Raw genomic sequence first — 11974 nt, 5'->3', positions numbered from 1 at the left:
ACTGATGCTATAATCGCATTCTCGAATACAAACAGGCGCGTAGCTCAGCTGGTTAGAGCACCACCTTGACATGGTGGGGGTCGTTGGTTCGAGTCCAATCGCGCCTACCAACTAACCATTGGTAAAAAGCCTTCCAAAGCAAATCGCTTGGAAGGCTTTTTTATTTTCCGGGCCGCTCTGTCGCGCGTCGTGGACTTTGCGTTCAGGCGATTCATCAGGGTATTCCTCGGAGAGGGGCTTGCCTGCGGCTCTCTAGAATGTGTTGCACTGCAATACACACATGGGTGTTCTGCCCGAGGAGTTCCGTTTTGCCCGAATCCACCAGCGCCGCTCACAAGACTACGCAGCGCGTGATCAAAAAATACCCCAACCGTCGCCTGTACGACACCGACACTTCCACCTACATCACCCTGTCCGAAGTGCGGCAGCTGGTGATCGACAACCAGAACGTGGTGGTGCGCGATGCCAAAACGGGTGAAGACCTCACCCGCAGCATCCTGCTGCAAATCATTCTGGAAGAGGAAGCGGGCGGGGCGCCGATGTTCAGTGAGGCGGTTCTTGCCAACATCATCCGTTTCTACGGCCATGCCATGCAGGGTTTCATGGGTGCGTACCTCGAAAAAAATGTGCAGGCGTTCACCGATGTGCAAAAGAAGCTGGCAGAGCAATCGCAGAGCGTGACGCCCGAAATGTGGGCGCAGTTCATGAACCTGCAGTCGCCCATGCTCAAGGGCATGATGGGCAACTATGTCGAGCAGTCCCAGTCCATGCTCACGCAAATGCAGGAGCAGATGCAAAAGCAGACCGAGCAGATGCTGGGCGCATTTGGGCTCAAGCGCTGATCGCACGATTTTTTGCACCTGCATCCAGTGCTTTCTGGCCCGGCGTGGGGTGCCAATAGGCGCCCGCCTCGCGGAACTGGGACAATAGGGGGATGAGCGAAGCACTCTCCCCCACAAAAACACCCAAAGTCGGATTCGTCAGCCTGGGCTGCCCCAAGGCGCTGACGGACTCCGAACTCATCCTCACGCAACTCAGCGCCGAGGGCTACGAAACCTCTAAGACCTTCGAGGGCGCCGACCTCGTCATCGTCAACACCTGCGGGTTCATTGACGATGCCGTGAAGGAAAGCCTGGACACCATTGGCGAAGCCCTGGCCGAAAACGGCAAGGTCATCGTCACGGGCTGCCTGGGTGCGCGCGCTGGCGAAAGCGGCGGCAATCTGGTCAAAGACGTGCACCCCAGCGTGCTGGCCGTCACCGGCCCACACGCCACGCAAGAGGTGATGGAGGCGGTACACGCCCACCTGCCCAAGCCGCACGACCCGTTCCTCGATCTGGTGCCCGGCGCTTTTGGCGAGGCGGGCATCAAGCTCACGCCGCGCCACTATGCGTACCTGAAGATCAGCGAAGGCTGTAACCACCGCTGCACCTTCTGCATCATCCCTTCGATGCGCGGCGACCTCGTTTCGCGCCCTGTGGGTGATGTGCTCAAGGAAGCCAAGGCCCTGTTTGAAGGCGGCGTGAAGGAGCTGCTGGTCATCAGCCAGGACACCTCGGCCTATGGCGTGGACGTAAAGTACCGCACCGGCTTCTGGGACGGCAAGCCCGTCAAGACCCGCATGCTGGAACTGGTGCAGACCCTGGGCGAGATTGCCGAGCCCTACGGCGCCTGGGTGCGTCTGCATTACGTGTATCCGTACCCCAGCGTGGATGAAGTGATTCCGCTCATGGCCACAGGCCGCGTGCTGCCTTACCTGGATGTACCGTTCCAGCACAGCCACCCCGATGTGCTCAAGCGCATGAAGCGCCCTGCCAGCGGCGAGCGCAATCTGGAGCGCATCCAGCGCTGGCGCGAGGCCTGCCCCGAGATCGTGATCCGCAGCACTTTCATTGCAGGCTTCCCTGGCGAAACGGAAGAAGAGTTCCAGCACCTGCTGGACTTTGTGCGCGAAGCGCAGATCGACCGTGCGGGCTGCTTTGCCTACAGCGACGTGACGGGCGCTGTGGCCAACGAGCTACCCGGCATGCTGCCCCTGGAAGTGCGCGAGGAGCGCCGTGCGCGCTTCATGGCCGTGGCCGAAGAAGTGTCGATTGCCAAGCTGCAACGCCGCGTGGGCGCCACCATGCAGGTGCTGGTGGACCATGCCCCGGCCATGGGCCGCAAGGGCGGGGTGGGCCGCACCTACGCCGACGCGCCAGAGATCGACGGTACAGTGCAGTTGCTGCCGCCCGAGAAGATCAGCAAACAGCTCAAGGTGGGCGAATTCACCAAGGCCCGCATCGTGGCGGTGCAGGGGCACGACCTGGTGGCCTTGCCGATTTGATGACTGCTTTGGCTGGGGGCGATGGCCTCCAGTCAAAGCAAGCAGGACATAAAAAAGGAGCCTCGAAGGCTCCTTTTTTATGGTCTGCGCCACCTCGCAAGTGAGGTGGCTGGCACAGCGGCCAGTGAGACCTTAGACGCGCTTGCGGTATTCGCCAGTGCGCGTGTCGATTTCGATCTTGTCGCCTTGCGACACGAACAGGGGCACGGCCACTTCGAAGCCGGTAGCGATCTTGGCGGGCTTCAGAACCTTGCCAGAGGTGTCGCCCTTGACGGCGGGTTCTGTCCAGGTGATTTCGCGTTCGACGCTGGTGGGCAGTTCCACCGAGATGGCCTTGCCGTCGTAGAACACGACTTCCAGGGCCATGCCGTCTTCTAGGTAGTTCAGTGCGTCGCCCATGTTTTCGGCTTCGACTTCGTACTGGTTGTAGTCAGCGTCCATGCAAACGTACATGGGATCGGCAAAGTAAGAGTAGGTGCACTCTTTCTTGTCCAGGATCACGTTGTCGATCTTGTCGTCGGCCTTGAACACGTTTTCGGTGCCGAAGTTGCCGATCAGGCTCTTGAGCTTCATGCGCACGGTGGCAGCACCGCGGCCGCCACGGGCGTATTCGGTCTTGAGGACGACCATGGGGTCCTTGCCGTGCATGATGACGTTGCCGGCGCGGATTTCTTGAGCGATTTTCATAGCTGATTGCTTGGGTTGGGGCCGCTCAATGCGGACGGGCTGCTGATGAAGGCGGGGCCCGCCGGTGCATGTTCCGCGGCGGAAGTGCGCTGTTGCGGGGCACGGGTGTGCCGCGTAGGAATTGCGCAAAGCCTTGGATTTTACCGTTTTTCCATTACGAAGCCTAAAAGCTGTGCAACAAGGTTGTCCTGCATCAGCAGTCGGGCCCTGGCTGCCTGCACACAGGCCGTCCATTCGCGCAGCGTGCCGTCATCGGGCCACTGCAGGGGCAAGTCATCCAGGCCGTTCCAGGTGTGGTGAAACTGGCGCAGCGATGCGGGGGCTTGCAGCCAGTCCAGAAACGCCTGCAGCTTGGCATGGTGCGCATCGTCGTCCTGCGGGTAGATGTGCCAGATCAGCGCCTTGCCGGCCCACAGGCCGCGCACCAGGGAGTCTTCTCCGCGCACGGCATTGAGGTCGCAAGCCCAGAGCATTTCATCAAAAACCGCCTGGGGGCACGGCGTGCGGTATGAAATATATAGCTGCCCGCGCTTATCTGTCGTGCCCTGGAGCACATTTTTGCTTGAAATTCCCAGCGCCTGCCGCACCGCGTGCGCGGGGCGACCAGGGGCTACCAGCAGGTGGGTGGGCGTGCTGGCGGCCTCGCAAAGCTGCAGCCATTGGGGCAGGGCGGCGGGCTCGTAGCAGAACAGCGACATCCATCGCACGGCCGCACCGGCGGCGCCGGCTGGCACTGGCAGGCTGGGGTGCGCGTGGGCGTTGCGCCATGCGGCCACGTCGTAGGCTTCTTGCCGCTGCATCAAGTCGGGTTCGCGCAGCAGGCCGCCGGTGGCGGCGGTAAAGCCTGGGTAGAAGAACCACCGCGTCCAGCCCTGGGCTGGGCCTGAGGAGAGGAGCGAGGGCAGGCGGTGGTTGCGTTCCACATAGCGCTCTGCCGACAGGTACTCCAGGTTGATCCATACAGGTTTTTGGCCTCTGACGCTTGCCTGGTAAGCGGCACTAGCTATGAATTCAGGAGTAATTTCGCAGCCGAAGGCCTCCACCATCACATCCGTGGGTGCTTCTTGCGCGCCAGGGGGCGGGGCGTGCCAGTCGCGCAGCTCCACGCCGGGGCAGCCCTGTGGTGCCATCCAGGCCAGGGCCGAGGCGTCGTCCACCCACAGGCGCACGCGCTGGCCTTGCCCGGCCAGCTGGGTTGCCAGGCGCCAGCACACGCCAATGTCGCCAAAGTTGTCGATCACGCGGCAGAACACGTCCCACTGCAATCTGGGCTGGGTGGTCAAAGTGGGGAGGTGGGTTCGGCTCATATCAGTGGTTCATGTTGCGATCATCACCCATGGCTCACGAAACTGGCGCTGCCCACGCCAGGGCCGCCGCGCAAGGGCCGCCCCGCCGCGCTGGCGGCGTCCCCCCGCTCTCGCAGCGCATGGCGCTGCGAGAGCGGGGGGAAGGCCCGCAGGGCCTCAGGGGGGCGTTTCATGGCATGCGCAGGTGGTCCACCAGCAGGCGCGCCACGCTGGAGAGAGACTCTTCCGAACGCACGCACAACTTGAGGTGGCGGTGCGCCCACGGCTCGTTCAAGGTGATGGTGCGGATGCCCAGCGTGCCTTTGTACAGCGCCGCGCTGCCTCGGGGCATGACCCCCACACCCAGCCCGGCGTTGACCATGAGGCACAGTGCGTCGTAGCTGGTGACCTGGATGCGCAGCTTCAGCGGCAGCCCAGCTTGCGCGGCGGCCTGGGTGAGCTGGTTGTTGATGGCGCTGCCAGGGTGGGCGCCCACAAAGTCGTAGGCCAGTGCCTCGCACAGCTTGACGGCCTTGCGCCGCGCCAGGGGGTGTTCAGATGGGGTGACCAGCACCAGCTCATCGGTGCGGTAAGGCAGCAGGGCCACCCGGTCGCCGTAGTCGCCATCGTTCAGGATGCCAATGTCTGCCGCGTTCTCGGCCACCGAATTTGCAATGGCCGTGCTGATCTGTTCCTGCAGCCGCACGTCTACCTGCGGGTGCAGCGCCATGAAGCTTTGCAGCTGGGCCGGCAGGAATTGGGTGATGGCCGAGATGTTGGCCACCACGCGCACATGGCCACGCACCCCGGTGCCGTATTCGCGCATCTGGCTGGCAATGCCGTCCAGATCGTTGAGTACGCCCCGCGCCAGGTGCAGCAAGGCAAAGGCGGCGGCCGTGGGGGTGGCGCCGCGGTTGCTGCGGGTGAACAGGTCCACGCGCAGGGCGTCTTCCAGGTCGGCCAGGCGGCGGCTAACGGCGGATGCCGCCAGGTGTTCGCGCTCTGCCGCGGCAGCGATGGTGCTTTCTTCCATCACGGCTACGAAAAGCCGCAGGGACACGGGATCAAGTTTCATGGTCTGCCGATGGTACTGCCGAGCGACCCAGCCATGCCCGTTTGCGATGGCGGCTTCGTGCATCAGCGTTTTGCGGTGCGCCCGCCCTTGCGCATGATCCCCGCCAACCCCAACGCATTGATTGTTTGCAGGAGAACCACCGCATGGCTTTGCCGCCCGCCGCACCGCCCCTTCCATCCAGCCCCGCTGCACTGCAAGGCGTGCGCGTCATTGAAATGGGCCAGCTGATCGCCGGGCCGTTTTGCGGCAAGACGCTGGGCGAGTTTGGCGCCGATGTGATCAAGATTGAGGCGCCTGAGACTGGCGACCCGCTGCGCAACTGGCGCCTGATCAAGGAAGGCACCTCGGTGTGGTGGCAAGTGCAGTCGCGCAACAAGCGCTCGGTGGCGCTGGACCTGCGGCAAAAAGAAGGCCAGACAATAGCCCGCCAGCTGATTGCCGAGGCCGATGTGCTGGTGGAAAACTTCCGCCCCGGCACGCTCGAAGGCTGGGGCATGTCGCCCGAAGAGTTGCACCAACTCAACCCCGGCCTGGTGATGCTGCGCATTTCTGGCTACGGCCAGACGGGGCCTTACCGCGATCTGCCAGGTTTTGGCGCCATCGGCGAGGCCATGGGCGGCCTGCGCCACCTGACGGGCGAGCCCGGCCGCGTGCCGGTGCGTGTCGGTGTCTCGATTGGCGACACGCTGGCCGCCCTGCACGGCACCATCGGCGTGCTCACGGCGCTGTACCACCGCAAGGTCAACGGCGGCAAAGGCCAGGTGATTGACGTGGCGCTGCACGAGGCGGTGTTCAACGTGATGGAAAGCCTGATCCCCGAATACAGCGCCTTCGGTGTGGTGCGCGAGGCGGCTGGCAGTGCGCTGCCGGGCATTGCACCGAGCAACGCCTACCCCTGCACGGACGGCTGGGTGCTGGTGGCGGGCAATGGCGACAGCATCTTCAAGCGGTTGATGGACGCCATCGGCCGGCCGGATCTGGGCGCGGCGCCCGACCTGGCCAACAACACCGGCCGCGTGGCGCGTGTGGAGGAAATCGACGCGGCCATTGGCGCCTGGAGCGCGCAGCGCACCGTGCAGCAGGTGCTGGATGCATTGGGCGCCGCCCGCGTGCCCGCGGGCAAGGTCTACACCGCCAAGGACATTGCCGAAGACCCGCACTACCGCGCCCGCGACATGCTGCTGACGCAAGAGACGCGCGATGGCTACAGCGTGGAAGTGCCGGGCATCGTGCCCAAGCTCTCGGCCACGCCCGGCACCATTCGCAGCAGTGCACCGCACCTGGGTGATGACACCGATGCCGTGCTGGCAGAAATGGGGCTCAATGCCGAGCAGATTGCGTTGCTGCGCAGCAAAGGAGTCGTGCAATGAACGCACCCAGCACCGTTTGGCAAGGCGCAGGCCGCCGCATCCACATGCAGGAAGTGGGCCTGCGCGATGGCCTGCAGATGGAGAAGGCCTTCGTGCCCACGGCCGACAAGATCGCGCTGTGCAATGCGCTGTCTGCCGCCGGTCTGTCCAAGATCGAGGTGACTTCGTTCACATCGCCCACGGCCATTCCGGCACTGAAAGACGCTGAAATTGTGATGCGCGAGATCACGCGCCGCCCTGGCACGGTCTACACCGCACTGGTGCCCAACCTGCGCGGTGCGGAGCGCGCCATTGAATCGGGCACGGACGAGCTGAACCTGGTCATGTCCGTCAGTGCCACCCACAACCTGGCCAACCTGCGCATGACGCAGGAACAGTCGTTCGCCGCACTGTCGCAGGTAGTGGCCCTGGCGCAGGGCGCCAAGGTAGCGGTGAATGTGTCGCTGTCGTGCGTGTTCGGCTGCCCCATGGAAGGCGATGTACCCGAGGCCGATGTGTTCGGCTGGGTGCAGCGTTTTGTGGATGTGGGCGTGCGCGGCATCACGCTGTGCGACACCACGGGCATGGCCTACCCCACGCAGGTGCACCGGCTCACGGCGGCGGCCCGTGCGCGCTGGGCGGGGGTGGAGTTCACCCTGCATTTCCACAACACGCGCGGCATGGGGCTGGCCAATGTGCTGGCCGCCATAGACGCGGGGGCAGACCGGTTTGACGCATCGCTGGGTGGCCTGGGCGGTTGCCCCTACGCGCCGGGCGCCAGCGGCAACGTGTGCAGCGAAGAAATCGTGCATGCGCTCGATTGCATGGGCTATGACACGGGGGTGGACCTCGCCCAGCTGGTGGCGGCGGCGCAGCAGTTACCCGCACTGATCGGCCACGACATCCCCAGCCAGATCGCCAAGGCTGGGCCGCGCCTGGCCTTGCATCCGGTACCGGCCGACTTTGAGGCGATTCGCCAGCGGGCACTGGCGCGCTGACCTGCACCTTTTTTCCCACCCATAACACCAGGAGACAACGCCATGACTTTCCCCACTCTGTCACGCCGCATCTTCACAGCGGCCGTGCTGTGCTCTGCTGCTTTCACCGCGGGCGCGCAGGACAAATACCCTTCCAAGCCCATCACCCTGGTGGTGCCGCAGGCGGCTGGTGGTGCCAATGACGCGATTGCGCGGGTGGTGGCGCAAAAGCTGGGCGAGCAACTGGGCCAGAGCGTGATCGTGGAAAACCGCCCTGGCGCGGGTGGCACGCTGGCCACAGGCACCACGGCCCGCGCGCGCAACGACGGCTACACCCTGCTGCTGACGGCCGACAGCGCCCATGTGATTGGCCCCGCGCTGTACAAGAACCCCGGCTTTGATCCGGTGAAAGACTTTGCACCCGTGGCCCCGGTGGCCACAGCGGGCTATGTTCTGGTGGCGCACCCATCGTTCCCTGCCAACACCGTGGCCGAAATGGTGGCCCTGGCCAAGGCCAGCCCTGGCAAGTATTCGATTGCCTCGGCGGGCAATGGCACGCTGAACCACCTGATTGGCGAGATGCTGCAAAAGGCTGCCGGCATCCAGCTGCAACACATCCCCTACAAGGGCTCGGCCGCAGCCGCCACCGACGTGGTGGGCGGGCAGGTGCCGCTGTCGGTGCAAAGCCTGCCGTCGGCCATTGCGTTCATCAAGGCGGGCAAGCTCAAGGTGCTGGGCGTGGTCAACGAAAAGCGCGTGGCCGCGCTGCCCGATACGCCCACCATTGGCGAAACCATCAAGGGCTTTGGCCAGGCGCCCTGGTACGCGCTGTTTGCGCCCGCAGGCACGCCTGCTGCCATCGTGGCGCAGTTGCAAACCGAAGTGGCCCGCGCGCTGGAGCACAAGGACGTGGTCGAGAAACTGGCCACCGTGGGCTGCGAGCCCTTCAAGGGCACGGCGGCGCAGTTGGCGGCCCTGGTGCAGGCAGACCTGCCCAAGTGGAGCCTGGTGGTGAAAGACACCGGCGCCACGGTGGACTGAACCCTGCCGCACCACAGTCCCCCATTCACAACATCAACGACGGAGACCCCATGAAGCTACATCGCAAGCAATTCACCACCCTCGCCCTGGCGGCCCTGGCCACAGGCTTTCTGGGCAGCGCCACAGCGCAATCTGCCTACCCCAGCAAGACCGTGACCATGGTGGTGCCTACCGCCGCTGGCGGCACCACCGACCTGTCGGCCCGCATGCTGGCGCAGGCCCTGGGCCCCGTGCTCGGCCAGACGGTGGTGGTGGACAACAAGGGCGGTGGTAACGGCAACATTGCCGCCAGCATCGTCAAGCGCGCCGAGGCCGATGGCTACACGCTGCTGATGCAGTACTCGGGCTACCACGTCATCTCGCCCCACATCACCAAGCAAAAGCAGTGGGACCAGGGCGACTTCCAGCCCGTGGCCAACATCATCTCGGCCCCGCAGATCATCGTGGTGCGGGCCGACCTGCCGGTGAAAACGCTGCCTGAGCTGATCGCCTACGCCAAGGCCAACCCCGGCAAGCTCAACTACGCCTCGTCGGGTAACGGCTCGCTGCAGCACGTCACGGGTGCCATGCTGGAGCAGCAGGGTGCCATCAAGATGGTGCACGTGCCTTACAAGGGCACCGGCCCCGCGCTGCAGGACCTGCTGGGCGGCCAGGTGGACCTGACTTTTGGCACCGCGCCTCCGTTCATGCCGCACATCGCCAGCGGCAAGCTGCGCGTGCTGGCGGTGACGGGCAAGCAGCGCCTGCCCAGCCTGCCGGATGTGCCGACCACGGCCGAGGCGGGCTACCCCAAGGTCGATGCCACTTCCTGGTTTGCGGTGTTTGCACCGGCCGGCGTGTCCAAGGCCGTGGTGGACAAGCTGACAGCGGACATCCGCACCGTGGTGCAAAGCCCCACATTCCAGCAAAAGGCGCAGGAGCAGGGCGCGACGGCCGATTACCAGACGCCCGCGCAGCTGGGTGACAAGGTGCGTGCTGACCTGGCCAACTGGGCCACGGTGGTGAAAACCTCGAAGATCGAGGCGGAATAAGCATAAAAATGGCTTGTAGCGCTTGTTGGATAAGCGCTGCAAGCTATAAAAAATGTAGCTATAGGAGTCACGTTGCTGCTGCACCGTTGTGGCGCGGCCACAATACGCTGCATGTCTGATGTGCATTCCGAAGAACTTCTGGCCCAGGTGGCTGCGCTGCCTGCGCTGCCGGGCGTGTACCGCTATTTCGACGCGCAGGATGCGCTGCTGTACGTGGGCAAGGCGCTCAACCTCAAGCGCCGGGTATCGAGCTACTTCCAGAAGAACCATGGCGGCACGCGCATTGGCCACATGGTCAGCAAGATCGTGCGCATGGAGACCACGGTGGTGCGCTCCGAGGCCGAGGCGCTGCTGCTGGAAAACAACCTGATCAAGACGTTGAACCCCAAGTTCAACATCCTGTTCCGCGACGACAAGAGCTACCCTTACCTCAAGATCACCGGCACGGCTGGGGGCACTGGTGACGCGCCGGGCCAAGTCTTTCCGCGCATGGCGTACTACCGTGGGGCGGTGGACAAAAAGCACCGCTACTTTGGCCCGTACCCCAGCGCCTGGGCGGTGAAGGAGAGCATTCAGCTTCTGCAAAAAGTGTTCAGGCTGCGCACCTGCGAAGACACGGTGTTTGCCAACCGCACGCGGCCCTGCCTGCTGTACCAGATCAAGCGCTGCACCGGGCCTTGTGTGGACCTGATTTCGCCCGAAGCCTATGCCGCCGACGTGCAGCATGCTGAGGCGCTGCTGCGTGGTGAAACGCAGGAGCTGCTGCAGGCGCTGGAGGTGCGCATGATGGCGCACTCTGACAAGCTCGAATTCGAGCAGGCGGCCGAGGTGCGCAACCAGATCCAGGCGCTGTCGCGGGTGCTGCACCAGCAGGCCATTGAAACGGTGGACGACAAGGATGTGGACATCCTCGCCGTGCGTGTGCAAGGCGGGCGCGCCTGCGTCAATCTGGCCATGGTGCGCGGTGGCCGCCACCTGGGTGACCGGCCTTACTTCCCCGTGCACGTAGAGGATGCCGCCGCCGTGTTTGAGGAAGAGGGCGGTGATGGCTCTGACGAAGCCGCATCCCATCCCGCGCCTGTCGCGCGCCCGGTAGAGGCACTGGTGCTGGAAGCCTTCATCGCCCAGCATTACATCGGCGTGCCGGTGCCGCCCTTGCTGGTCACCAGCGTGGCGGTGGACAAGGCGCTGATGGACGCATTGACCGAGCAAACCGGTGTGCGCGTACATGCCATCCACCAGCCGCGCGAGCAGCGCCGTGCCTGGCTCGACATGGCGCAAAAGAACGCCGACTTGCAACTGGCACGCCTGTTGGCGGAAGAGGGCTCGCAACAGGCCCGCACGCGTGCTTTGGCCGAGGCATTGGACTTGCCGCCCGAAGACCTGGATCAGCTCACGATCGAGTGCTTCGACATTTCGCACACTGCGGGCGAAGCCACCCAGGCATCGTGCGTGGTGTTCCACCACCACAAGCTGCAAAGCAGCGAGTACCGTCGCTACAAGATCGAAGGCATCACCGGCGGCGACGACTATGCCGCCATGCGCCAGGTGCTGACGCGGCGCTACAGCAAGGTGGTTGAAGCCCAGCGCGAAGAGGGCGGTATCGACTTTGCCGCGGCAGGGGTCGATGGCGCAGCGCCGCAGCGCAAGGGGGCTGCGCGCCTGCCCGACTTGGTGCTCATCGACGGTGGCAAGGGCCAGGTGGGTGTGGCCCGTGAGGTGTTCACCACCTTGGGCCTGGACCTGGCCCGCATCGTGGGAGTGGAGAAGGGCGAGGGCCGCAAGGTGGGTCTGGAAGAACTGGTGTTTGCCGATGGGCGCGAGAAGGTGTACCTGGGCAAGGACTCGGCCGCGCTGATGCTGGTGGCGCAGATCCGCGACGAGGCACACCGCTTTGCCATCACCGGCATGCGGGCTGCGCGGGCCAAGGTGCGGGTGGGTGGCGGTCAGCTCGAAGAAATTGCGGGGGTTGGCCCCAAGAAGCGCGCGCGTCTGCTGCAGCGCTTTGGCGGGGTGCGCGGCGTGGCGGCTGCCAGCGTGGAAGACATCGCCACGGTGGAAGGCATTTCGCGCGAGCTGGCGGAAGAGATTTACCGCGCCTTGCGCTAGTGTGGTGTCTCAAAAGTAATCATCAAATAATGGTACTCGCTGCCCGCGCCACAGATGCCAAGATGGTGTCCGCACTTTTATGCCACACGAACG

General features: G+C 64.3%; 11 protein-coding genes and 1 tRNA gene. 8 read left to right on the top strand and 4 right to left on the bottom strand.

Going from position 1 to position 11974, the window contains the following annotated elements; translation table 11 throughout:
• Positions 1-33: 33 nt before the first annotated feature.
• From AADJ04_RS10870 to rimO, 3 genes are all read left to right on the top strand, one after another.
• Positions 34-110: transfer RNA gene (locus AADJ04_RS10870), tRNA-Val, on the top strand.
• Positions 111-308: 198 nt separating this feature from the next.
• Positions 309-842, top strand: a complete 534-nt coding sequence (phaR, locus tag AADJ04_RS10865) for a polyhydroxyalkanoate synthesis repressor PhaR (RefSeq protein WP_044396772.1) — start codon at positions 309-311, stop codon at positions 840-842.
• A gap of 92 nt (positions 843-934) precedes the next feature.
• Positions 935-2326 (top strand): 30S ribosomal protein S12 methylthiotransferase RimO, encoded by a 1392-nt coding sequence (rimO, locus tag AADJ04_RS10860; RefSeq protein WP_044396771.1) that lies wholly within the window; start codon positions 935-937, stop codon positions 2324-2326.
• A gap of 132 nt (positions 2327-2458) precedes the next feature.
• Here rimO and efp read toward each other — a convergent pair whose 3' ends face one another.
• The 4 genes from efp to AADJ04_RS10840 form a co-directional block, all read right to left on the bottom strand.
• A complete protein-coding gene (efp, locus tag AADJ04_RS10855; RefSeq protein WP_066697648.1) occupies positions 2459-3013 on the bottom strand; it encodes an elongation factor P in 555 nt (184 codons plus the stop codon).
• A gap of 140 nt (positions 3014-3153) precedes the next feature.
• Positions 3154-4320, bottom strand: coding sequence for an elongation factor P maturation arginine rhamnosyltransferase EarP (earP, locus tag AADJ04_RS10850; RefSeq protein ID WP_341239623.1), 1167 nt, complete (start codon positions 4318-4320; stop codon positions 3154-3156).
• Positions 4321-4343: 23 nt separating this feature from the next.
• Complete coding sequence (locus tag AADJ04_RS10845) at positions 4344-4493, bottom strand: hypothetical protein (RefSeq protein WP_341239622.1); 150 nt, start codon at positions 4491-4493, stop codon at positions 4344-4346.
• Positions 4490-5374: a LysR family transcriptional regulator gene (locus AADJ04_RS10840; protein WP_341239621.1), complete on the bottom strand. Its 885-nt coding sequence runs from the start codon at positions 5372-5374 to the stop codon at positions 4490-4492. The genes AADJ04_RS10845 and AADJ04_RS10840 overlap by 4 nt, the downstream gene beginning before the upstream one ends.
• A gap of 143 nt (positions 5375-5517) precedes the next feature.
• On the opposite strand from AADJ04_RS10840, the gene AADJ04_RS10835 reads away from it, so the two are divergent.
• The 5 genes from AADJ04_RS10835 to uvrC all read left to right on the top strand — a co-directional run bounded on the left by AADJ04_RS10835 (position 5518) and on the right by uvrC (position 11881).
• Positions 5518-6744: a CoA transferase gene (locus AADJ04_RS10835; protein WP_341239620.1), complete on the top strand. Its 1227-nt coding sequence runs from the start codon at positions 5518-5520 to the stop codon at positions 6742-6744.
• Positions 6741-7721 carry a hydroxymethylglutaryl-CoA lyase gene (locus tag AADJ04_RS10830; protein ID WP_273624810.1) on the top strand — a complete coding sequence of 327 codons (981 nt, stop codon included), beginning with the start codon at positions 6741-6743 and terminating at the stop codon, positions 7719-7721. The genes AADJ04_RS10835 and AADJ04_RS10830 overlap by 4 nt, the downstream gene beginning before the upstream one ends.
• Positions 7722-7763: 42 nt before the next feature.
• Positions 7764-8741, top strand: coding sequence for a tripartite tricarboxylate transporter substrate binding protein (locus tag AADJ04_RS10825; RefSeq protein ID WP_341239619.1), 978 nt, complete (start codon positions 7764-7766; stop codon positions 8739-8741).
• A gap of 50 nt (positions 8742-8791) precedes the next feature.
• Positions 8792-9772, top strand: a complete 981-nt coding sequence (locus tag AADJ04_RS10820) for a tripartite tricarboxylate transporter substrate binding protein (RefSeq protein ID WP_341239618.1) — start codon at positions 8792-8794, stop codon at positions 9770-9772.
• Positions 9773-9883: 111 nt separating this feature from the next.
• A complete protein-coding gene (gene uvrC, locus AADJ04_RS10815; protein WP_341239617.1) occupies positions 9884-11881 on the top strand; it encodes an excinuclease ABC subunit UvrC in 1998 nt (665 codons plus the stop codon).
• The last annotated feature ends 93 nt before the right edge of the window (positions 11882-11974 follow it).

It is taken from the genome of uncultured Acidovorax sp. (assembly GCF_964021665.1).
GTDB classification, from domain to species: domain Bacteria; phylum Pseudomonadota; class Gammaproteobacteria; order Burkholderiales; family Burkholderiaceae_C; genus Acidovorax; species Acidovorax temperans.
Note: the sequence above shows the minus strand (reverse complement) of the source record. Positions and strands in the feature narration are given on the sequence as shown.